The 21,743-nt window shown below is 74.4% G+C and carries 23 protein-coding genes; 11 read left to right on the top strand and 12 right to left on the bottom strand.

Annotation, left to right across the window (positions count from 1 at the left end; genetic code table 11):
• Positions 1-327: 327 nt before the first annotated feature.
• Positions 328-771 (bottom strand): MarR family winged helix-turn-helix transcriptional regulator, encoded by a 444-nt coding sequence (locus HNP84_RS05790; RefSeq protein WP_221335882.1) that lies wholly within the window; start codon positions 769-771, stop codon positions 328-330.
• Between the two features lie 134 nt (positions 772-905).
• Positions 906-1,946 carry an LLM class flavin-dependent oxidoreductase gene (locus tag HNP84_RS05785; RefSeq protein WP_185048297.1) on the bottom strand — a complete coding sequence of 347 codons (1,041 nt, stop codon included), beginning with the start codon at positions 1,944-1,946 and terminating at the stop codon, positions 906-908.
• Between the two features lie 192 nt (positions 1,947-2,138).
• Between HNP84_RS05785 and HNP84_RS05780 the strand changes: the two genes are divergently transcribed.
• The gene (locus HNP84_RS05780) at positions 2,139-3,599 is read left to right on the top strand and encodes a vanadium-dependent haloperoxidase (RefSeq protein WP_185048296.1); all 1,461 of its coding nucleotides are present in this window, start codon (positions 2,139-2,141) and stop codon (positions 3,597-3,599) included.
• 83 nt (positions 3,600-3,682) lie between these two features.
• Positions 3,683-4,264: a peroxiredoxin-like family protein gene (locus tag HNP84_RS05775; RefSeq protein WP_185048295.1), complete on the top strand. Its 582-nt coding sequence runs from the start codon at positions 3,683-3,685 to the stop codon at positions 4,262-4,264.
• Here the strand turns inward: HNP84_RS05775 and HNP84_RS05770 are convergent.
• Positions 4,221-4,850 carry a TetR/AcrR family transcriptional regulator gene (locus HNP84_RS05770; protein WP_185048294.1) on the bottom strand — a complete coding sequence of 210 codons (630 nt, stop codon included), beginning with the start codon at positions 4,848-4,850 and terminating at the stop codon, positions 4,221-4,223. The genes HNP84_RS05775 and HNP84_RS05770 overlap by 44 nt on opposite strands.
• 126 nt (positions 4,851-4,976) lie before the next feature.
• Here HNP84_RS05770 and HNP84_RS05765 point away from each other — a divergent pair, with 126 nt between their 5' ends.
• The 3 genes from HNP84_RS05765 to HNP84_RS05755 all read left to right on the top strand — a co-directional run bounded on the left by HNP84_RS05765 (position 4,977) and on the right by HNP84_RS05755 (position 8,182).
• On the top strand, positions 4,977-6,200 hold the full coding sequence (locus tag HNP84_RS05765) for a cytochrome P450 (protein WP_185048293.1): 1,224 nt from the start codon (positions 4,977-4,979) through the stop codon (positions 6,198-6,200).
• Positions 6,201-6,312: 112 nt separating this feature from the next.
• On the top strand, positions 6,313-7,515 hold the full coding sequence (locus HNP84_RS05760; protein WP_221335946.1) for an LLM class flavin-dependent oxidoreductase: 1,203 nt from the start codon (positions 6,313-6,315) through the stop codon (positions 7,513-7,515).
• 46 nt (positions 7,516-7,561) lie between these two features.
• Entirely contained in the window at positions 7,562-8,182 is a 621-nt protein-coding gene (locus HNP84_RS05755) for an FMN reductase (protein WP_185048292.1), read from the top strand.
• A gap of 28 nt (positions 8,183-8,210) precedes the next feature.
• Here HNP84_RS05755 and HNP84_RS05750 read toward each other — a convergent pair whose 3' ends face one another.
• Positions 8,211-8,510 carry an STAS domain-containing protein gene (locus HNP84_RS05750; protein WP_185048291.1) on the bottom strand — a complete coding sequence of 100 codons (300 nt, stop codon included), beginning with the start codon at positions 8,508-8,510 and terminating at the stop codon, positions 8,211-8,213.
• A gap of 281 nt (positions 8,511-8,791) precedes the next feature.
• On the opposite strand from HNP84_RS05750, the gene HNP84_RS05745 reads away from it, so the two are divergent.
• The 5 genes from HNP84_RS05745 to HNP84_RS05725 all read left to right on the top strand — a co-directional run bounded on the left by HNP84_RS05745 (position 8,792) and on the right by HNP84_RS05725 (position 13,454).
• Entirely contained in the window at positions 8,792-9,244 is a 453-nt protein-coding gene (locus tag HNP84_RS05745) for a helix-turn-helix transcriptional regulator (RefSeq protein WP_185048290.1), read from the top strand.
• Between the two features lie 37 nt (positions 9,245-9,281).
• Positions 9,282-10,244 carry an LLM class F420-dependent oxidoreductase gene (locus tag HNP84_RS05740; RefSeq protein ID WP_185048289.1) on the top strand — a complete coding sequence of 321 codons (963 nt, stop codon included), beginning with the start codon at positions 9,282-9,284 and terminating at the stop codon, positions 10,242-10,244.
• 79 nt (positions 10,245-10,323) lie between these two features.
• Positions 10,324-11,592 carry a D-arabinono-1,4-lactone oxidase gene (locus tag HNP84_RS05735; protein ID WP_185048288.1) on the top strand — a complete coding sequence of 423 codons (1,269 nt, stop codon included), beginning with the start codon at positions 10,324-10,326 and terminating at the stop codon, positions 11,590-11,592.
• 43 nt (positions 11,593-11,635) lie between these two features.
• On the top strand, positions 11,636-12,451 hold the full coding sequence (locus HNP84_RS05730; RefSeq protein ID WP_185048287.1) for a Clp protease N-terminal domain-containing protein: 816 nt from the start codon (positions 11,636-11,638) through the stop codon (positions 12,449-12,451).
• 22 nt (positions 12,452-12,473) lie between these two features.
• Positions 12,474-13,454: an asparaginase domain-containing protein gene (locus tag HNP84_RS05725; protein ID WP_185048286.1), complete on the top strand. Its 981-nt coding sequence runs from the start codon at positions 12,474-12,476 to the stop codon at positions 13,452-13,454.
• On the opposite strand, the gene HNP84_RS05720 is transcribed toward HNP84_RS05725, so the two are convergent.
• Genes HNP84_RS05720 through HNP84_RS05685 form a run of 8 tightly spaced genes read right to left on the bottom strand, consistent with a single transcriptional unit; the run spans position 13,436 to position 20,796 of the window.
• A complete protein-coding gene (locus tag HNP84_RS05720; RefSeq protein ID WP_185048285.1) occupies positions 13,436-14,431 on the bottom strand; it encodes a phosphotriesterase family protein in 996 nt (331 codons plus the stop codon). The two genes, HNP84_RS05725 and HNP84_RS05720, sit on opposite strands and share 19 nt — an antisense overlap.
• Complete coding sequence (locus tag HNP84_RS05715) at positions 14,428-15,378, bottom strand: NAD(P)-dependent oxidoreductase (RefSeq protein WP_185048284.1); 951 nt, start codon at positions 15,376-15,378, stop codon at positions 14,428-14,430. Before HNP84_RS05715 ends, HNP84_RS05720 begins: the two co-directional genes overlap by 4 nt.
• Before the next feature lies 1 nt (position 15,379).
• Positions 15,380-16,105, bottom strand: coding sequence for an SDR family oxidoreductase (locus tag HNP84_RS05710; protein WP_185048283.1), 726 nt, complete (start codon positions 16,103-16,105; stop codon positions 15,380-15,382).
• Entirely contained in the window at positions 16,098-17,597 is a 1,500-nt protein-coding gene (locus tag HNP84_RS05705; RefSeq protein ID WP_185048282.1) for a xylulokinase, read from the bottom strand. The genes HNP84_RS05710 and HNP84_RS05705 overlap by 8 nt, the downstream gene beginning before the upstream one ends.
• A gap of 2 nt (positions 17,598-17,599) precedes the next feature.
• Entirely contained in the window at positions 17,600-18,523 is a 924-nt protein-coding gene (locus HNP84_RS05700; RefSeq protein WP_185048281.1) for an SIS domain-containing protein, read from the bottom strand.
• Positions 18,520-19,512 (bottom strand): shikimate dehydrogenase family protein, encoded by a 993-nt coding sequence (locus HNP84_RS05695; protein ID WP_221335880.1) that lies wholly within the window; start codon positions 19,510-19,512, stop codon positions 18,520-18,522. Before HNP84_RS05695 ends, HNP84_RS05700 begins: the two co-directional genes overlap by 4 nt.
• Positions 19,509-20,204, bottom strand: coding sequence for a deoxyribose-phosphate aldolase (deoC, locus tag HNP84_RS05690; RefSeq protein WP_185048280.1), 696 nt, complete (start codon positions 20,202-20,204; stop codon positions 19,509-19,511). Before deoC ends, HNP84_RS05695 begins: the two co-directional genes overlap by 4 nt.
• A complete protein-coding gene (locus HNP84_RS05685) occupies positions 20,197-20,796 on the bottom strand; it encodes a glucose-6-phosphate isomerase family protein (protein WP_185048279.1) in 600 nt (199 codons plus the stop codon). Before HNP84_RS05685 ends, deoC begins: the two co-directional genes overlap by 8 nt.
• A gap of 162 nt (positions 20,797-20,958) precedes the next feature.
• On the opposite strand from HNP84_RS05685, the gene HNP84_RS05680 reads away from it, so the two are divergent.
• Entirely contained in the window at positions 20,959-21,720 is a 762-nt protein-coding gene (locus tag HNP84_RS05680) for an SDR family NAD(P)-dependent oxidoreductase (RefSeq protein ID WP_185048278.1), read from the top strand.
• The last annotated feature ends 23 nt before the right edge of the window (positions 21,721-21,743 follow it).

Genomic DNA, 21,743 nt, shown 5'->3' with positions numbered 1-21,743 from the left:
GTCACGCACCCGGCGGCGCGCTCCGCCTCACTCTCCGGCACGGACCCGGCCAAGCCTCACACACCCGGCCAACAGCTCCGCACCGCCCGCACTAGACCCCCGGCACGCATGCGGGCAAGCGCCGCACACCCGGCCGGCTCCACCCCATCCGCACCCCACTCCCCCGGCAGGCGTGGGGAGTGTCCGGGCAACGGTGGATCTTGCGCCCGACGGGACGGGGGTGGATGCCGGAACTTGCGGAAACGCGACGCCCTCCGGCCGCCTCCTCCCGAACGGTGACACACCCCAGGCGTGCGGCCGGGGGCACGGTGGCTCGTTCTGGGGTGGTCAGCGGAGGGGGTGGGGGCGTCTTGGGTAGAGGTAGGCGCTGTAGACCGACAGTTCCGCGCTGTGGCGGGCGTCGTCCAGGGTTCTGGCCACGCTCTCCAGGTACGTGCGGCGCGCCGCCTCGACCACGCGGCGGCCCTTGGCGCTGATGCGGGTGTAGACGCCGCGGCGGTCGGAGTCGCAGACGCGGCGTTCGCTCAGGCCGGCGCGTTCCAGGCGGCCCACCAGGCGGGTGACCGAGCTGTTGCGCAGTGGAATGGCGGCGGCCAGTTCCTGCTGGCGCAGGCTGCCGCCCTCGGCGCCCGCCAGGGCGGCCAGTGCGACGTATTCGGACACGGACAGGCCGTGCCGGTCCCGCAACGCGCGCTCCGCGGCGCCGTCGAGCCGGTCGTGCAGCCTGCGCAGCACCTGGACGCGCTGCTCCATCACCGCGGGTATGTCCATCCTCGGCACCCCTGCCGTCCCCCTTTGCCTCCTCGCCCGGCCGTCGCGGACGGCCTTAAGTCTGACGAGCGGCGATCGACTCGGTGTGGATACGGCGTGGACGAGCCGGTGGGAGGGGGTGGCCGGGGGTGGCGTCACTCGCCGCGGACGGCGGCGAGGACCTCGGCGGAGCCCTCCAGGGTCTCGCGCAGGCCCTCGTACATCGACTCGCGGCGCGGGGCGGCGAGGTTCATGCTGGCGCTGGTGAAGCCGAGGGCGAGCACCTCGCGGGTGAGCTCGGCGCACTCCTCGGGGGTGCCGGCGATGGCGAAGCGGCGTACCAGGTCGTCGTCGATGAGCCGGTCGAGTTCGGGGTCGTCGTAGCGGTCGTGGTCGAAGTACCAGCCCTTGGAGCGGGCGAGCGCCGCCTCGACCTCGGCCAGCCACCGGCCCCCGTCGCGCTCGGCCAGGTCCGGCGGGCGGATCAGGGCCGCGTAGTGGCCGACGTACCGCTTGAGGCTGCGCCGGGCCAGGGCGCCGTCGCGGGAGACGCACAGGGTGAGGCGCGGGGCGATGTCGATGCCGTCGATGGAGCGGCCGGCGCGGGCCGCGCCCTCGGCGAGCCAGGTGCGGTACTCGGCGGCGATCCTGGCGTCGATGGTGCGCCCGCCGATCAGGGCGATGTCGGCCAGCTCGCCCGCCAGCCGCATGACCTGGGGGCTGCGGCTGCCGATCGAGATCGGCACCGGGACGGGGGCGGCGACCATGCGCCCGTGCTCGACCGTGATGGTCTCGCCGCGCAGGTTCACCTCCTCGCCGCGCAGCAGCCCGGTGATCGCGGTGATGGCCTCGCGCAGGGTGCGTACGGGGCGGGGGTAGTCCATGCCGAGCTGCTCCAGGCCCGCGCCGACGCCGATGCCGAGGAACGCGCGGCCCTGCGAGGCGTCCTGGAGCGTGGCCATGATCCCGGCGAGCACCACCGGGTGCCGCGAGTACGGGTTGGTCACCATCGGCCCGAGCCCGATCCGCTCGGTCTTGGTCGCCACCAGGCCGAGCAAGACGAAGCAGTCGTGCCAGAACACCACGTCGGAGATGCCGAGCCGGTCGAACCCTGCGTCCTCCGCCAGCCTCGCCAGCTCGACGACCTGCGCCGTGCTCATCCCCGGCGTGATCTCCGCCTCGAACATGCCCGCCATGCCACCGTCCGTCCTTCTGTTGCCGTTCGCACCTATGATCCCGCAGGTGCGCGGGGGCCTGACCGGGCGCGCGGGGTGGTCGTGCCCTGTGCCGGGGGAAGGCGGTTCTCACCGTTCGGACATTAGAACGGGCGTTCGACTCGTGTCATGATCTCGGGGCCCGCTCGACCGCGAGAAGCGAGGAGATTCGCCATGCGTGTTCAACGGCAGTTACGCATCCTGTTACGCACGTTCGCCCTGGGGGCGGCCGCCGCGCTCGTCCTGCCCGTCTCGGCGCAGGCCGCCGGAGCGCAGGCCGTCCCGGCGCAGGCCACGGCGGGGCCCAGCGTGGTGGTGCGCTGGAACCAGGCGCTGCTGGCGGCGGTGCGCGCCGGCACGCTGGGGCCGCCGATGGTGGCCAGGGCGCTGGCCGTCGTGCACACCTGCGCCTACGACGCCTGGGCCGCGTACGACCCGGTGGCCGTCGGCACCCGGCTGGGCGGCTCGCTGCGGCGGCCGGAGGCCGAGCGCACCGACGCCAACCGGGCCGCGGCGATCAGCTACGCCGCCCACATGGCGGCCGTGGATCTGTATCCGGCGCAACGGGCCGGGTTCGACGCGCTGATGGCCGAGCTGGGATACGACCCGGCCGACACGTCGAGCCAGGCGGCGCGCACCGGCCTGGCCGCGTGCGGCGCGGTGCTCGACCACCGCCACGCCGACGGCTCCAACCAGGCCGGCGGCTACGCCGACACCAGCGGCTACGCCCCGGTCAACGCGCCGATGGCGGTCGCCGATCCGCTGACCTCGGTGACCGATCCGGGCCGCTGGCAGCCGCTCACCTATGTGAACAGGGCGGGCGCCGTGGTGACGCCGCCGTTCCTGGCGCCCCACTGGGGCGGTGTGGCCTCCTTCAGCGGGCAGGCCCGGCAGCTCGCCGACGCGGTGCCGGCGCCCGCGGCGTACGGCACGTCGGCGTTCCGCGCGCAGGCCGCCGAGATCGTGGCCGTCACGGCCGCGCTGACCGACCGGCACAAGGCCATCGCCGAGTACTGGGCCGACGGCCCGGCCAGCGAGACCCCGCCGGGCCACTGGTCCCTGTTCGCCCAGCAGGTCTCGGCCCGCGACCGGCACGGCCTGGCCGAGGACGTGAAGATGTTCTTCGCCCTGGCCAACGCGGTCATGGACGCCGGCATCGCCGCCTGGGAGGTCAAGCGCGACCACGACACCGCCCGGCCGATCACGGCGATCCGGTTCCTGTACCGGGGGCAGCAGATCCCGACCTGGGGCGGCAGGACGATCGACGGCGCCACGTGGACGCCGTACCAGCCCTCGTGGTTCCCGACCCCGCCGTTCGCCGAGTACGTCTCGGGCCACAGCACGTTCAGCGCGGCGGCGGCGGAGGTGCTGCGCCGCTTCACCGGCTCCGACTCCTTCGGCGGCCAGGTCGTGATCGCCCGCGGCTCCTCGCTGGTCGAGCCCGGGGTGACCCCGGCGCAGGACGTGACGCTGCGCTGGTACACCTTCACCCAGGCCGCCGACGAGGCGGGCGTGTCGCGCAGGTACGGCGGCATCCACTTCCGCGCCGGCGATCTGGAGGGCCGGGCCCTGGGCCGGTCGGTGGGCGCGGCGGCGTGGCAGCGCGCGGCGGCGTACTGGACCGGCCGGGGCTGACCCCACGACCCCACTTGACCGAGTACAGCGTACGCGCATAGCTTTCTAGGCGTACGCTGTACTCGCATGGAGAGGGGCTGGGAATGGCGGGCAGGCTACGGGCGGGAGACGAGGTGCCCCGGCGGGACCTCGCGGTCATGGCGGGCGGGACCGTGACGGTGCCCGACGCGGAGCGGCCGGTGCATCTGCAGTTCCGCCGCTTCGCGGGGTGCCCGGTGTGCAACATGCACCTGCGGTCGGTGGTCACCAGGCACGCGGAGATCGAGGCGGCCGGAGTGCGCGAGGTGGTGGTGTTCCACTCCCCCGAGGCGGAGCTGCGGCCCCACGTGGCCGGCCTGCCGTTCGCCGTGGTGGCCGACCCGGGCAAGCGGCTGTACCGGGAGTTCGGCGTGGAGTCGGCGCCCCGCGCGCTGCTCGACCCGCGCGCCTGGGGGCCGATCCTGCGCGCGCTCGGGCAGGCGCTCGTCGCGCTGGTGCGCGAGCGCCGCCCCGGGCCGGCGGCGCGGCCCCACGGCGGGCGGCTGGGCCTGCCCGCCGACTTCCTCATCGCGCCCGACGGGAAGGTGCTGGCCGCGAAGTACGGCGAGCACGTCTACGACCAGTGGCCGGTGGACACCGTGCTCAGCCTGGCCCGCCGGGCTCGTCGGGAAAGCCGGCGAGGATGAGCGCCAGGCCGCGCCGGAACTCCTCCTCCGGCGGCACGCCCACGGCCTCGGCGGCGGTCTCGGCCAGCAGCGGGTAGCGGTCGGCGGGCAGCTCGGCAAGCGCGGCCGTGCCCGGTCCCGCCAGCGGGCCCAGGTTGTCCAGTTGGAGCGCGCCGTACAGGTGGCCGAGCAGGCAGCGGAAGGCGATCACGCGCCGCCGTCCGGCGAACCCGGCCCCGGCCAGCACGCCGAGCAGGGTCTCGCCCAGGCGGCGCGACTCCTCCGAGGCGTGCCGGTGCGCCAGCGTCAGCGGCACCGCCGCGGGGTGGGCGGCCACCGCGTCGCGGGCCCGGCCGAGCAGGATCGACACCTGCCTGCGCCAGGGGGCCCGCGGGGGCAGCGTGTAGTCCACCGAGCCGAGCACCAGGTCCACGACCAGGGTTTCGAGCTGGGCGCGGTCTTCGACGTAGCGGTACAGCGACATCGTGCCCGTGCCCAGTTGCTTGGCGACCGCGCGCATCGACAGCGCGTCGAGGCCGTCGCGGTCGATGACGGCGAGCGCGGCGGCGGCGATCTCGGTCTCGGTCAGCGAGCGAGGACGGGGCACGGGAGGAGAGCGTACAGGATACGCGGACCACCCCGGTACGCGTACGCCCGCACGGGCCGCGCCGGACGATGATCCTAAGATCGGCGGGAACGGACGACGCTTCATGCTGCGACGGCTAGGAGAGCCATGCCGATCGGCGCTACCTACGACCCACTCGGGGAGCATCTACAGGACCCCTACCCCTTCTATGAGCGGGCACGGGCCGAGACCCCCGTCTTCTACTCCCCCTTACTGGAATCGTGGGTGGTGACCCGCCACGACGACCTGACCACGGTGCTGCGCGACCCGGAGACGTACTCGTCCGCCCGCGCCCTGCCCGTCGTCCTGCCGGTGGCGGAGGAGGCGCTGGCGGTGGTCGCCAAGGGCCGCCCGCAACTGCCGGACGTGGTGCAGTCCGACGGCGAGGCGCACGCGCGGATGCGCGCGCCGCTGGCCGCGGCGCTGCGGCCCGACCGGGTGGCGGCGATGGAGCCGGCGCTGCGCGAGCGGGCCGTGGCCCTGGCCGCCGCCGTGCGCGAGGGAGGCGGGCGGGCGGAGCTGATGACCGCGTACGCGATCCCGCTCACCCAGGCCGCGATCGGCCTGCTGTGCGGGTTCGACGAGGAGCTGGCGGTGCGGACGTACTCGCTGATGGACAGCCTGGTCCGGCTGGGCTCGCAGCGGCAGACCGAACCGGAGCAGATGGCCTCGGCGGAGGCCGGGGCCGAGCTGGCCGCGGTGGTCGCCCGCCTGCTGCGCGAGCGGCGGGCCGCGCCGGGCGACGACGCGTTCAGCCTGGTCGCCGCGTCCATGGCCGAGGGTGATCGCCCGCTGACCCCGCTGGAGGAGGCGGAGGCGGTGGGCAACCTGATGCAGCTCGTCATCGCGGGCCAGGTCACCACCGCGCCGCTCCTGGGCGGCGCGGTGGCGCTGCTGCTGGGCGAGCGCGGCGGGGAGGAGTGGCGCCGCATCGCCGCCGACCGCTCATTGGTGCCCGCGGCCGTGGAGGAGCTGGTGCGCCTGGTGGCCCCGGCGAGCGGGCTGTACCGCGAGACGACCAGGCCGGTCACGCTGGGCGGCGTTGACCTGCCCGAGGGGGCCAGGCTGGTGCTGCGCTACAACGCGGCCTGCCGCGACCCGGCGAAGTACGACCGGCCGCACGAGCTGGACCTCGGCCGCAGCCCGAACCGGCACCTCGCCTTCGGCCGGGGGCCGCACTACTGCGTCGGCGCCCCGCTGGCCCGGCTGCAGCTCACCATCACCCTGGAGGTGCTGCCGGACGCGCTGCCCGGCCTGCGGCTCGCCGCGCCGGTCGCGCTGCGCCCCACCCTGGACGTACGCCACCCCGAGGCGGTGCATGTCGCCTGGTGAGGCGGGTGGCGGGAACGATCGCGGGCTGGAATAACCCGGGGCGCCGCTACGCTTAGCCGGTTGAAATTTCAACGAGCTGGGCGAGCCCGGCACGAAGGAGACGGTGACCATGATGCAGTTCGGCATCTTCAGCGTCGGCGACGTCACCACCGACCCGACGAACGGCACGACCCCCAGCGAGTACGAGCGCATCAAGGCGATCCTGCGCATCGCGCTCAAGGCGGAGGAGGTCGGGCTGGACGTCTTCGCCATGGGCGAGCACCACAACCCGCCCTTCGTGCCGTCGTCCCCGACGACGCTGCTCGGCTACGTCGCGGCCCGCACCGAGCGGCTGATCCTGTCCACCGCGACCACGCTGATCACGACGAACGACCCGGTGAAGATCGCCGAGGACTTCGCCATGCTGCAGCACGTCGCCGACGGGCGGGTGGACCTGATGCTCGGCCGGGGCAACACCGGCCCGGTCTACCCGTGGTTCGGCAAGGACATCCGCCAGGGCATCCCGCTGGCGATCGAGAACTACGCCCTGCTGCACCGGCTGTGGCGCGAGGACGTGGTGGACTGGCAGGGCAGGTTCCGTACGCCGCTGCAGTCCTTCACCTCCACTCCGCGCCCGCTGGACGGGGTGCCCCCGTTCGTGTGGCACGGCTCGATCCGCAGCCCGGAGATCGCCGAGCAGGCCGCGTACTACGGCGACGGGTTCTTCGCCAACAACATCTTCTGGCCCAAGGAGCACTTCCAGCGGCTGATCGGGCTGTACCGGGAGCGCTTCGCGCACTACGGGCACGGCACGCCGGAGCAGGCGTACGTCGGGCTCGGCGGGCAGGTGTTCATGCGCAAGAACTCCCAGGACGCCGTGCGCGAGTTCCGGCCCTACTTCGACAACGCGCCCGTCTACGGCCACGGCCCCTCCCTGGAGGACTTCATGGCCGAGACCCCGCTCACGGTCGGCAGCCCGCAGCAGGTGATCGACCGGACCCTGGCCTTCCGGGAGCACTTCGGCGACTACCAGCGTCAGTTGTTCCTGATGGACCACGCGGGGCTGCCGCTGAAGACCGTGCTGGAGCAGCTCGACATCCTCGGCGAGGAGGTCGTGCCGGTGCTGCGCAAGGAGTTCGCGATCGGCCGGCCGAGCGAGGTGCCCGACGCCCCCACGCACGCCTCCCTCGTCGCCCGCAGGGACGCCGAGGCCGCCCGCCGCGCCGAGAGCGGGACGCGCGAGACCGCCGGCGCCGGCGAGTCGAGCGAGACGGGTGCGACCGCCGAGACGGGCACGCGGGCCGAGGGCTCGGTGCCCGCGGGTTCGAGCGCATGAGGGCCCGCGCGAAGGACCGCATGCAGGAGCGCTTGAAGGAGTGACGATGACCACCTTCCGCCTGGCGGTGGTGACGGCCGGCCTCAGCCGGCCGTCGTCCAGCCGCCTGCTCGCCGACCGGCTCGCCGAGGCCGCGCGGCGGCACCTCGGCGCCGAGACCGAGGTACGCGTGTTCGAGCTGCGCGAGCTGGCCGCCGACATCGCCGCGAACTTCGTCACCGGCTTCCCGAACGCCCGGCTCCGGGAGGCGATCGACGCGGTGACCGGCGCCGACGGCCTGATCGCGGTCACGCCGATCTTCAGCGCGTCCTACAGCGGCCTGTTCAAGTCCTTCTTCGACGTGCTCGACCCCGGCGCGCTGGAGGGCATGCCGGTGCTGGCCGGGGCGACCGGCGGGACCGCGCGGCACTCGCTCGCGCTGGAGCACGCGCTGCGCCCGCTGTTCGCGTACCTGCGCGCGGTCATGGCGCCCACCGCCGTGTACGCGGCCTCGGAGGACTGGGGCTCCGCGGGCGACCCGGGCAGCGGGGGCGCGCTGACCGAGCGGATCGACCGCGCCGGCCGCGAACTGGCCGGCCTGGTACGCGCCCGCCCCGCGCGCTCGCCGGAGCCCGAGCCGGTCGTGCCGTTCGAGCAGCAGCTCGCCGCACTGCGCGACCCCGCCTGACCGGGCGCCCGCCCAGGCGGTCTCGCAGCTACGAGGCCGTCTCGCAGGGGAGCATGTCGAGCAGCCGCCGCATCAGGCGGGGGACGTTGACCAGGCGGACCGGGGCGAGACCGGGCCGGCCGGGGCCGGGGCGCAGCACCCTGAGACCGGACATGTCGATGAACGTCAGCCCCTGCAGATCCACGACGAGGGGCGTGCCGGGCGGGGTCCGGGCCGCGATGAGCACGCCCGCCAGCACGGCGCTGTTGCGGGCGTCCACCTCGCCGTGCAGGGTGAGCGTTCCCCCGGCGGACCGGGTGACGCGCAACTGCCCGTCGTCAAGGAGCACCCGAGGATCCTCTCGCGGCTCTTCCAGCCCCGGCACGGCTTCCAGGCCGGCCATCGGGCTCACTCATCCGCGCTTCGCGACAGGACCACCGGGATGGACGCCATCGCCGGCGGAGCGCTCGGAACCATGGCCACCCTCCTTCGCGGATTTCCTGCCTGGCTTACAGGGTGCTCCCGCGCCGGGTCTCCTGTCAACGAATACACGAAACTGCCTTCGTCATATTTTGGACACGAAACGCCACGGCATGACGACTCGTGAATGGATGCTCGTATGATCGGAGGATGACCTCCGGCTCAGCAGGCAGCCCGCCCACCGGCCGCTGGACGTTCCTGACCAACCACGCGCGCGTGCTGATCGAGATCGCCAAGAACCCCGAAGTGCGCCTGCGCGACGTCGCGGCCACCGTCGGGATCACCGAGCGCGCCGTGCAAGCCATCGTCGCCGACCTTGAGGCGGCGGGCTACCTCACGCGCGACCGGGTGGGCCGGCGCAACCGATACACCATCGACGCCACCCGCAGCTTCCGCCACCCGGTCGAGGCCGCGCATCCGATCGAGGATCTGATCAACCTGTTCACCCACCGCGACCGGAGCACGACCGGGGCGAACGCCCCCGGCGGGCACCCCCGGGAGTTAGGCGCCGAAGCGCTCGCGCCCGACCCGGCGGCCGGCACCCTGCCGATGGACACCGCCGCCGGCGGCATGCCGCGCGGCGACGACGCCGCGCCGCCCTGACGCGTGCCCGCCTCCGATCCGTGGGTAGGGGCGGCCCATGGCGAAAATCGGATATACGCTCCTTTGCGAGCAGACACCACCCAAACAGCTCGTCACCGATCTCGTCGCGGCCGAGCGGGCCGGGTTCGACTTCTCGGTGATCTCCGATCACTACTCCCCGTGGGTGGAGCAGCAGGGTCATTCCGCGTACGCGTGGGCGGTGCTGGGCGCCGCGGCGCAGGCGACGGAGTCCATCCCGCTGATGACCTTCGTGACCTGCCCGATCATGCGCTACCACCCGGCCGTGGTGGCGCAGAAGGCGGCCACGGTGGGCGTGCTGTCCGACGGCCGGTTCACCCTCGGCCTGGGCGCGGGCGAGAACCTGAACGAGCACGTGGTCGGGCACGGCTGGCCGGCGGTCCGGGTGCGGCACGAGATGCTCACCGAGGCCATCGAGATCATCGGCGCGCTGTTCTCCGGTGACTACGTGGACTACGACGGCAACCACTTCACCGTGGAGTCGGCCAGGCTGTACGACCTGCCCGACACCGCGATCCCGATCGCGGTCGCGGCGTCGGGGCGGGAGTCGGCCGACATCGCCGCGACGCTCGGCGACGGCCTGATCGCCACCGAGCCCAAGCCGAGCCTGGTGCGCGACTTCGAGCAGGCGGGCGGCGGCGGCAAGCCGAAGTACGGCCAGGTGCCGATCTGCTACGACCCCGACGAGGAGGCCGCGATCAAGCGGGCCACGGAGTTGTGGGCCTGGGGCCTGGCCGGCTGGAAGGTGCAGGCCGAGCTGCCCGGCCCGGTCAACTTCGCGGCCCACACGAGCTTCGTGCGCCCGGAGGACGTCGCCGCCCAGGTGCCGTGCGGTCCCAAGGTGGAGCCGTGCGTGGAGGCGGTGCGCGAGTTCATCGACGCCGGGTTCGACCACGTCGCGCTGGTCCAGGTGGGCGCCGACCACCAGGGCGAGTTCATCGAGTGGGCGCAGCGGGAGCTGCTGCCCGCGCTGCGCGAGTAGGCCCCGGACGCGCCTGCCGTCGTAGGGTTCGAGGGGGCGGCGGCCCCGCCGCTCCTCACCCCCCGACGGGAGGCCGTGGTTGACCCCGAGACCGACGAACTGGGCCGGCAACATCACCTTCGCGGCAGGGCGCGTGCACAGCCCCGAGACACTGGCCGAGTTGCAGTCCCTGGTGGCGGGCAGCGTCCGGGCGCGGGCCCTGGGCAGCGCCCACTCCTTCACCGACATCGCCGACTCGCCGGGAGTGCTGATCTCGGCCGAGCGGCTGCCGTACGAGCTGGAGGTGGACGCCGCGGCCGGCACGGTGCGGGTGGGCGCGGGCGTCCGCTACGCCGCGCTGAGCCGGGCGCTGCACGAGCGCGGGTACGCCCTGCGCAACCTGGCCTCGCTGCCGCACATCTCGGTGGCGGGCTCCTGCGCGACCGGCACCCACGGCTCCGGCGACCGCAACGGCGGCCTGGCCACCGCGGTGGCCGCGATGGACCTCGTCACCGGGAGCGGCGAGCCGGTCACCCTCGCCCGCGGCGACGCCGGCTTCGCGGGCGCGGCGGTGCACCTCGGCGCGCTGGGCGTGGTGACGGCCCTGGAGCTGGACATCGTGCCCGCCTACGAGATGGCCCAGCACGTCTACGAGGGCCTGGACCTGGAGCTGGTGTGCGAGCGGTTCGACGAGGTGATGTCGGCGACGTACAGCGTGAGCCTGTTCACCTCCTGGCGGGGTCCCGTGGTGGACGCGCTGTGGCTCAAACGCCGTCTCGACGAGCCCGCTCCCGCCGGGTGGGCGCCCGGCGAGCCGTTCTTCGGCGCCGCGCCCGCGCCCGGCCCGCGCCACCCGGTACCGGGCGTGCCGGCCGAGGCGTGCACGCCCCAGCTCGGGGCGCCGGGACCGTGGCACGAGCGGCTGCCGCACTTCCGGCCCGACTTCCCGCCGAGCAGCCGGGGCGATGAGCTGCAGTCGGAGTACCTCCTCCCCCGCCGGCACGCGGTGGAGGCGCTGCGGGCGCTCGACGCCGTGCGCGGGCGGATCGCGCCGGCGCTGCAGATCTCCGAGATCCGCACCGTCGCGGCCGACGACCTGTGGCTGAGCCCGGCGTACGGGGAGGATGTGGTGGGGTTCCACTTCACCTGGGTGCGCGACGAGCGCGCGGTGCTGCCCGTGGTGGACCTGCTGGAGGGGGTGCTCGGGGCGTTCGGCGCCCGGCCGCACTGGGGCAAGATCTTCACCACCCCGGCGGAGACGCTGGCCGCGCGCTATCCGAGGCTGGCCGACTTCCGGGACCTGGCCAGGAAGTACGACCCCGCGGGCAGGTTCACGAACGCGTACACGGCACGCTTCCTCGACTTATAACCCCACTGGGGGTATAAAGGGGGGCGGAAGGAGGCGTTCCGTGATGCCCAAGATCAACGTATACCTGCCCGACGAACTGGCCGAGGCGGTCAAGGAGGCGGGCGTGCCCGTCTCCGCCGTGTGCCAGCGCGCGCTGGAGCAGGCCGTACGGCGGCTGACCGCGATCCGCGAGACCGTGGTCGGCGATCTCGACCTGGACGACCCCAGCGGGCGGCTGGCCCACTTCACCGCCCGCACCCGCCAGGTCCTCAAGCTCGCGTTGTCCGAGGCCGAGGCAGCGGGCGCCCCGGCCATCGGCACGGAGTTCCTGCTCGGCGGGATGCTGCGCGAGGGCACCAACCTGGCGCTGCACGTGCTGCGCGCGCTGGAGATCGAGCCCGCCCAGGTGGAGCGGGCGCTGGCCGCGCAGCTCGCGTCCGGCTCGGCCGCGGAGGCCCCGGCCGGCGAGGGCGGACGGCGGCTCAGCGGCCCGGCCGCGGCGGCGCTGGAGCTGGCCGTGACCGAGGCCACCTCGCTCGGCCACAACTACATCGGCTGCGAGCACCTGCTGCTCGGCCTGATCGCCGAGCCCGACGGGACCGCGGGCCAGGTGCTGCGCGGCCTCGGCGCCGACCTGCGGCTCACCCGGCGCGGGGTCACCGCCGCCCTGGCCGGGTACGTCCACCTGCGCGCCCAGACCGCGGTGGCCCAGTCCGCGGCGGCACAGTCCGCCGTGGCCCAGTCCGAGGCCGCGCCGCAGCCGGCGGCCGGGCTGAGCCTGGCGGCCGTCACCGAGGCCGTGCGCAGGGAGCTGCGCCCGCTGGTGGCGCGGATCGAGCGCCTGGAGGCGGGCGCGGGGCTGTCACCGGACGCCGGATGAGCGCCCCGAGGAGGCGGGCGGCGTGACCCGGGTGCTGCTGCTCGCCACCGGCGACACCATCGCGCACAACTCCGGGCGCCGGGGCCGGCCCGGCATCGCCCCGGGCGCCGAGCTGGTGCGCGACGTGGCGCCCGTGCTGCCCCCGGGCCTGGAGGTCGTCGCCGAGGACGTCATGGCCCCGCCGAGCTGGGACATGCCGCCCGAGACCATGCTGGACCTGGCGCGCAGGGCCCGTGCGGCGATCCTGGAGCGCGACTTCGCCGGGGTCGTGATCACCTACGGCGTGGACACCATGGAGGACGTGGCGTTCCTGGTGGACCTGTACGCCGGGCGCGCGGCCACCCGCGGCGGGATCGTGCTGACCGCCGCCTCCCGCCCGCGCGACGACCCCTACCCCGACGGGCCGGGCAACCTGGCGGCCTCGCTCACCGCCGCCGCCGACCCGGCGCTGCGCGGCATGGGCGCGGTGGTGTGCGCGGGAGGCGAGCTGCACGCGGCCCGCTGGGTCGCGACCGTGGCCGCCACCGGCGGCCCGGCCTTCTCCTCCGCGCCGCACCCCCCGGTCGGCCGGGTCTCCGGCGGCCGGGTGTCCACGCGCGGCGCCCCTCCGCCCCGCCCACCGCGGCTCACCGGGGAGCCCGACCTGAACGTCGCGCTGATAATGACGTACCCGGGCATGGGCCCCGAGCAGCTCAGGACCGTGACCGACATGGGCGCGCGCGGAGTGGTGCTGGCGGGCACCGGCGCGGGCAACGTCCCCGTGGACCTGTTCGCCGCGATCGGCGGGCTGGTCGGGCAGGACATCCCGGTCGTGATCGCCTCGCGCGCCCACACCGGGGGCGAGCCGCTGGACGACCTGCCGCTGGACTGGGGCCTGGCCGGCAAGCTGGGCGCGATCGGCGCCCGCGGACTGTCGCCGGTCAAGGCCCGCGCCGCCCTGATGGCCGCGCTGGCCGGCGGCGGCGGCGTGGCCGCGGCGCGCGACTACTTCGCCGCGCTCTGAGCCCCGGGAACCTCCTCCGGAACCCGCCAGGTCAGCCAGGCGGCCGGGTTGGCGACCAGGACGGCGTGCTCCAGCTCGGCGCCCGTGCGCTCGCGCAGCCGGGGCAGGAACCGCTCGCCCAGGTACGCCAGCCCCGGCATCCCGCCGTACGCCCGGTAGCGGCTGCGGCGGGCCACGTCGCCGCCGAGCAGCAGCCGGTCGCCGCCGCCCCGCCCGGCCACCTCCGCCAGGCAGTCCAGCAGCACCGAGTCGGGCCACTCCCGGTGCCGGGCGGGGCCGTCGTAGCCCAGGTACGCCCCGGCGGCGGCCAGCTCGGCGTGCAGGCCGGGGTCGGGATTGCGGTCGATGTGCGCCAGGGCCACGCGGGCCGCGGGCACGCCCTCGGCGTCCAGGGCGGCCAGCACCTCGAAGGCGGCGCTGCCGTGCTCCAGGTGCACCATCACGGGCGCCCCGGTACGCCGGTGCGCCGCGCCCACCGCCTCGATCACCCGGCGCTCGAACGGCCCGATGGACCAGTAGCCGATCCCCGCCTTGAGCACCCCGGCGCGCACCGGCTCGCCGCCCGGCCCGCGCGCCGCGGGCAGGTCCTCGCCGGGCCCGTCCGCCTCTGGCGCGCCGTGCAGCAGGTCGCGCAGGAACCGCTCGCCCAGCGCCTCCGCGGACAGCCCGGTCAGCCAGTGCCCCTCGCCGTAGTGCTCGAAGCGGTGCGCCCCCGTGGTCATGACCACGCGCAGCCCGGTGCGTTCGCTGATCCTGGCCACCGCCGCCGGATCGCGGCCCAGGCCCTGCGGGGTCGCGTCCACCATCGCCTCGACGCCGCAGGCCCGCAGCGACGCGGCCTCGGCGCCGCTGCGCTCCTCGTCGTCCAGCTCCTCGCCCGGCAGCAGCGGCGAGACCTGGAACAGGTGCTCGTGGTAGTCGGTGCGCCCCAGCCCGGCGGCCGGCAGGTCGCCGAGCACCGTGCGGATCGCGGTCACCCGTACGCCACCAGGTTGGCCGGGGTGCGGCCATCGAGCACCGCCAGCAGGTCCGCCACGGCCGCGGCGCCCATGCGGTCGATGGCCTCCACGGTCTGCGCGGCGACGTGCGGGGTGATGATGACCCGCTCGCGCAGGTCGGGCGCGAGCAGCGGCCCGCCGCCCGCGCCGCCCTCCTCGCGCAGGGTGTCGGCGGCGTACGCGCTGACCCGGCCCGAGCGCAGCGCGGCGGCCAGCGCCGCCTCGTCCACCAGGTCACCGCGCGCGGTGTTGACGACGACCACGGGCGCGTCGCTGCGGGCGAGCCAGGCCGCGTCGATCACCGTGCCGCCGCCCGGCGCGTGCAGGCTGACCACGTCGCACTCGCGGGCGATCTCGTCGATGGTGGCGCGCCGCACGCCCAGGGCGGCGAAGTCCGCCTCCGGCAGGTACGGGTCGTGCGCCACCACCTCGCAGCCGAAGCCGGACAGCCGGGCCACGACCTCGCGGCCGATCCTGCCCAGGCCGATGATGCCGACGGTGGCGGTGGCCAGCTCGCGCGAGCGCCACCCGGACCAGTCGCCGGCGCGCACCCGCTCGTTGCCGCGCACCACGCCGCGCACCGCGGCCAGGATCAGCGCGAGCGTGTGGTCGGCCACCGCCGCGGAGTTGGCGCCGGGGGTGTTGGTGACCACGATGCCCCGGCGCGCGGCGGCGGCGCGGTCCACCGCGTCCACGCCCACGCCGTAGCGGGCGATCACGCGTAGCCGGGGCGCCGCGTCGAGATGGGCCTCGGTGATCGGGCCGGTGCCGGCGATCCAGCCGGTGGCGCGGCCGAGCGGGCCGCGCAGCGCGTCCAGGTCGTGCGTGGCCGGGCCGCGCTCGACGGCGTGCCCGGCGGCCCGCAGCCGCCCCACCAGGTCGGCCGAGCCGGTCGAGAACGACCGCGACGTGACCAGGATCGTCATCTCAGGAGTCCTGCACCGTGGCCGCGACGACGATCTCGCGCAGGTTGACGTGCTGCGGCAGCCGGTACGCGTGCAGCATCGCCTCGGCGACGTCCTCGGGCGCCAGCCCGCCGCCGATGGACTTCTTGTAGTCCAGGTAGCCGTCGAGCACCCGGCCCGCGCCGGTGTTGCTGAGCAGGTCGGTGTCCACCATGCCGGGCGCGACCAGCATCACCCGCACGCCGTGGGCGGCGGTCTCGCGGCGCAGCCCCTCGGTCATCACGTGCAGCGCGTACTTGGTGCCGCAGTAGACGGTGTGGTCGCCGTACAGCGCCTTGCCCGCGATGGAGCCGACGTTCATGATCGTGCCGCCGCGCCTGGCCATCATGGCGGGCAGCACGAGCTGGGCCAGCCGCATCGGCGCGACGCAGTTGAGGTCGAACATCCGCTGGATGTGCTGCGGGTCCTGTTCCGCGACCGGGGCCAGCGACATCATCCCGGCGTTGTTGACCAGCAGGTCCACCGGCCCGTACGCCTCCTCGGCGCGCCCGATCGCGGCGGCGACGGCCGCGCTGTCGGTCACGTCCACCGCCTCCACGATCGTGTCCGGCAGCCCCAGCGCCTCCATCGGCCCGGCCCGCCGCGCGAGCAGCAGCAGCGGATGCCCGGCCGCGGAGAACGCGCGCGCGGCGGCGGCGCCGATGCCGGAGCTGGCCCCGGTGACGACGACAAGGGGACGCTCATCCATGGACGACTCCATTCGCTAGGTGAGGTGATCCGGCCAGGGCGCGTACGGCGGCGTCGAAGCGGGCTCGGGCCGCCTCGTAGACCGGGGCGGCGGCCGGGTCGGGCTCGTAGCGCTCGACGGGGACGTGGGGGGCGTCGGCGCGGTCGAAGCCGGGCCACAGGCCCAGGCCGACGAAGGCGATGGCCGCCGCGCCGAGGGTCGCGGCCTGCTGGTCCACGGCGGTGCGGGTCAGGGGCACGCCGAGGACGTCGGCGTAGATCTGGTTCCAGCCCGGGTGCCTGCCGCCGCCGCCGGAGATCAGCAGCTCGGCGTCGCACTCGGCCAGCGCGCGCATCGCGTCCAGGCTGCGGCGCAGCGCGAACGCCACGCCCTCCAGCCCGGCGCGGGCGATGTCGCGGCGCTCGTGCGCCAGGTCCAGGCCCATCAGCACGCCGCGCGCCGAGGGGCCGCCCTCGATCGGGGTGCCGCCGCTGAGCATGGGCAGCATCAGCGCGCCGCGCGCCCCCGGCGGGGCCTGGCACGCCTCCGAGACCAGCTCGGCGACCGGGATTCCCGGGGCGATCAGGTCGCGCAGCCACTCGATGCTGGTGCCACTGCTGAAGGTGGACAGGGCGCTGATGAACAGGCCGGGCACTGCGTGCGCGAACACGTACGGACGGGAGGCGGGGTCCAGCACCGGCCGGTCGGAGGTCACTGTGATCCAGCTCGACGAGCCGAGCGAGGCGAACACCCGGCCGGGCCTGGTGCCGCGCGAGCCCAGCGCCATGCAGGAGTTGTCCACCGCACCGGCCAGCACCGGCGTGCCCGAGGGCACGCCCAGCGCGGCGGCGGCCTCGGCGGTCACCCCGCCGATGACGTCGGTGGCCTCGCGGATCGGGGGCAGCAGCGCCGGGTCCAGGCCGGCCGCGGCCAGCAGCTCCGGGTCGTACGCCCGCTTGAGCAGGTCGTAGGCGCCGCTGCCGGAGGCGTAGGAGTGGTCGGTGGCGATCACCCCGGTGAGCCGGTGGTTGACGTAGTCCTTGGAGCCGATCAGCGTGCGGGCCCGCCGCCAGGACTCCGGGGCGTGCTCGCGGAACCACATCGCCTTGAACAGCGGGTACAGGCCCGGCGGGAAGCCGTTGCCGGTGCGCAGGTACCACGTCTCCTCGGGCACCCGGGTGAACAGCGCCTCGGCCTGGGCCACCGCCCTGGCGTCGGACCAGATCGGGGTCAGCTCCTCCACCGGCCGCCCGGCGGAGTCGAGCATGACCGCGCCCAGGCTCTGGCCCGACAGGGCGATCCCCTCGATCGGGACGCCACCGGCCAGCAGCTCGCGGGTGGCGGCGGTCACCGCGTCCCACCAGTCGGCGGGCCGCTGCTCGTTGCGGCCGACGGCGCTGTGGTGGGTGGCGTACGGGGTGACCGTCTCGGCCAGGCAGGCGCCCTCGGCGCTCCACAGGGACGCCTTGCACCCGCCCGTGCCGAGGTCCAGCGCGAGGACGGCGCCGGGCACCGCTACTCCCCCTCGCCGGCCTCGCCCACCCGGCGGGCGGGCGCGCCGGGAACCTCGTGGCGCATGGTGGCCAGGCGGCTCTTCATCCGGCGGATCTTCTCCTGGTGCTCCGGGCCCCGGCGCATCGCGACGCCGGTGGCCAGGATGTCGATCACGACCAGCCCGGCCAGGCGGCTGGTGCTGGGCGTGTAGATGTCGGTGTCCTCGAAGGTGACCGCCTTCAGCGCGATGTCGGCCAGGTCGGCCAGCGGGCTGTCGCTGCCGACCAGCGCGATCACGGTCGAGCCCGCGCTCTTGGCCTCGCGCGCCACGGTCAGGGTCTCGGCGGTGTGGCCGGTGTTGGAGATGGCGAAGGTCACCGTACGCGGCCCGCTGACGGAGGCGGCGATGAACTGCTGGTGGAAGTCGGCCGGGGCGTCGCAGGGCACGCCGAACAGCGGGAACTTCTGCTGGGCGTCCTGGGCGATGATGCCGCTGGCGCCGAAGCCGACGAACAGCACCGACTCGGCCGCCAGCAGCGCCTGTATCGCCCGCTCCACGCTGTCCTGGTCCAGGTTGCGCCGGGCCCGGTCCAGGCTGCTGATCGTGTGGTTGAAGATCTTCTCCGCCAGGTCGCCCGCGGTGTCGTCGGCGGTGATCGCCGAGTGGGTGACCGGCAGGCCCAGCGCCATCGTCTGGGCGAGCTGGATGCGGAAGTCCTGGAAGCCGTCGCAGCCGATGGAGCTGCAAAAGCGCATGACCGTCGGCTCGCTCACCCCGGCCGCCTCCGCGCACTCGGCCATGGTGAAGTTCATCGCCCGGCCCGGGGCGGCGAGAACCACCTCCCCCACCTTGCGCTCGGACTTGCGCATGGTGGGCATCGAACGCGTGATGCGTTCGAGAAGCGTCTCACTCGGCGCCCGCTGGGCGAGCTCGGCTGGATTCATCGTTTTTGGTCCTTACGCGTCGCCAGTGCCAGGGTGGACAGAGCGTCGAACTCAGGTCCCGACTCGGGGATCGCGATATGGAACACCTCGGCGATGACCTGTGTCCACCCGTGCAGGAAGTAGACCCAGCCGTCCTCGACGTGCAGCGACCTCTCGCGTTGCTGAGCGCGCGCCTGATCCAGGAACACCAGATCGCCACGGTAGTTCAGATCCCAGGCGAGGCCGGTCTCGGGGAAGCGGGCGGCGCCCGTTATCGGCGAGCCGGGGGCGTCCTTGCCCAGGCCGGTGGCGTTGATCACCAGCGAGCCGGGCGGCAGGGCGTTGACGGCCGCGTCGTTGGCCGCGGTGTCCTCGGCGAGGACGTACTCGAAGGGGGTGTCGGTGGGCAGGGCCTGGTGCACCTCGCGGAGGTGGTCCAGCCGGGCCTGGGACCGGTTGGTGACCACGATCCGCGCGGGCCGGTCGGCGCCGCGGGACGCCTGGCTGAGGTACCAGGTGATCGCGATCGTGGAGCCGCCCGCGCCCATGCTCAGCACCTCGGCGCCGGTGCGGGCCCAGTGGCCCGCGGGCACGAACGCGTCGAGGGCCAGGCCGCTGGAGATCGGGTCCTTGGCGTGCGCGACCAGGCCCAGCTCCGACTTCGACAGGCAGCTCGTCTCGCCCATCATCTTGGCGTGCGGGTCCACCACGTCGAACATGTCGGCGCAGGCCCGGTAGAGGTCGATCTTGTGCGTGGTGACCAGCGCGCCCATGCTCAGCTCGTCGGCCGCGATGAACTCCACCACCCTGCGGTAGTCCTCGGGGTCGGCGTGCAGCGGCAGGTCCACGCCCTGCAGCCGCGCGCCGTCCAGGCCCAGGTGCTCGGCCCAGCGCGGGAAGACCGCCTGGATGGAGGAGTCGCCGGTGGTCACGCCGACGAAGTAGAGGGTGGGCGACTCGGCCGGGCGCAGCGTCGCCGCGGTCATCACCGGCAGGACCCCCGCGCTCATCGCGCCACCTCCGCCCGCTCGTCGTAGGCCGCGACGGCGGCGATGGCCGCCCGCGCGTTCATGCCGAACCGCGCCACGCCCAGCGCCTCCATGGCCCGGATCGTGGCCACGTCGCGGATACCGCCCGCGGCCTTGATCCCCGCCCGGCCCCGTGCGGCCTCGGCGATGAGCCGTACGTGGTGCTCGGTGGTCGGCACGCCCGACCAGCCGGTGCCGGTCTTCACCCAGGGCACCCCGGCGTCCACGGCGGCGCGGGTGGCCTCGCCGATCTCCCGGTCGTCGAGGTGGCCGACCTCGATGATCGCGCGCAGCGGCACCGCGCCGTCCACCAGCGCGACCACCTGGGCCAGCTCCCGGCGTACGTACTCGGAGTCGCCGGAGCGCAGCCGGCCGACGGCGATCACGACGTCCAGCTCGCCCGCGCCGGCCTCGAGCAGTTCCCCGGCCTCGGCCAGCTTGGTGCGGGTGGTCGCGCCGCCGGAGGGGAAACCGACCGGCGCGCCGGCCAGCGTGCGCGAGCCGGCGAGCATGCCGGCCAGGGTGCCGAGCCACTGCGGCAGCACGTGCGCGCTGACGAAGTCGTGCTCGCGGGCCAGCCGGGCCAGCTCGGTGACGTCGGCCAGGGAGTGGTGGGCCTGGACGCAACTGATGTCCACCCGGCGGGCCAGCGACTCCCGCCTGCCGTCAGTCACGGCGGTACCCCGTGTGGTCCGGGTTGGGGCGGGTGGTCCAGCCGTCGCCGTCGCGCACGACGAGCCGGCGCATGCCGCCCGCGCGCGCGATGATCTCGTAGTCCTGGCCGGCGTCGGCGGGGTAGCAGAACAGGGTGGCCAGCCGCTCCTCGCCCACGTTGACGCTGCGGTGCACCCAGTGGCCCGGGACGTGCACCGCCGTGCCGGGGCCGATCTCCACGGCCCGGCTCTCGCCGTCCAGCGACTCCAGCAGCATCACGCCCCGGCCGCTGAGCCCGTAGTACAGCTCGGCGCGGTCGGCGAGGCGGTGCAGGTGGCCCCGGGTCATGTAGAACTCGTCGCCGATCGTGCCGGGTTCCAGCACGCTGATGCCGACGGTCAGGGCGCCGTCGCCGTGCTCGGGGGTGCTGGTCTCCACCCAGTAGACCGGCGCGCCGGCGTCCGCGGCCAGCGCCGCCCGGTACGCCGCCTCGTCGCGGTACAGGCCGGCGAGGTCGCCGAGGAACTTCTCGTAGCGGCCGTCGCCGCCGCGCAGGACGCCCTCATCGGCGAGCGGTTCCAGCCGCACGGGTGCGGCGGGCAGTGAACTCACGCGTCTCTCCTCAACCTGACGGGCTCCGCCCCGTCACATCAGGTAGTTGTACTATCTCTTTCCGGCCGAAAACTGGCTGGGCGGGCCGCGAGAACCGGCATATTCCACGCCGATCAGGCCAAGCTTTGTAGCAACACTACCATTTGACAGCGAGGAGACACGATGTACCGGGAACGTCTGGATCTCGGGGGCAAGGTCGCGGTGGTCACGGGCGGGGCGCGCGGCATCGGCCTCGCCGTCACCGCGGCCCTGCGCGAGATGGGCGCGGCGGTGGTGATCTGCGATGTGCTCGACGACGCGGGCGAGGCCGCCGCGGCGTCCTTCGGCGACGGCGGCCCCGCGGTCTCCTACGCCCACCTCGACGTACGCGACCCCGGCGCGGTCGCGGCCGTGTTCGACCGGGTGGTGGCCGAGCACGGCTCGCTCGACGTCCTGGTCACCTCGGCCGGGGTCGCCCTCCACACGCCCGCGCTCGACGTCGCCCCCGAGCAGTGGCAACGCGTGCTGGACATCAACCTGAACGGCTCGTTCTGGTGCGCCCGCGAGGCGGCCCGGCGGATGGGCGAGGGCGGCTCGATCGTGGCGATCGGCTCCATGTCCGGCGAGATCGCCAACGCGCCGCAGGCCCAGACCGCCTACAACGCCTCCAAGGGGGCCGTGCACCTGATGGTGAAGTCGCTGGCCGTGGAGCTGGCGGGGGCCGGCATCCGGGTCAATGCGGTCGCGCCCGGCTACGTCGCCACCGAGCTGACCAAGGAGGGCGTGCCGGAGGAGTGGCTGGCCGACTGGCGGCGGCGTACGCCGATGGACCGCCTGGCCCGCCCCGAGGAGGTGGCCTCGGTGGTCGCGTTCCTGGCCTCCGCCGCCGCGTCGTACATGACCGGGTCGGTGGTGCTGGTGGACGGCGGCTACACCGCCTGGTGAGCCGCCGATCACGGAGCCCTTGA

The sequence above is a fragment of the Thermocatellispora tengchongensis genome (assembly GCF_014202315.1).
GTDB classification, from domain to species: Bacteria; Actinomycetota; Actinomycetes; order Streptosporangiales; family Streptosporangiaceae; genus Thermocatellispora; species Thermocatellispora tengchongensis.
This window is presented reverse-complemented; position numbering and strand designations above follow the sequence as displayed.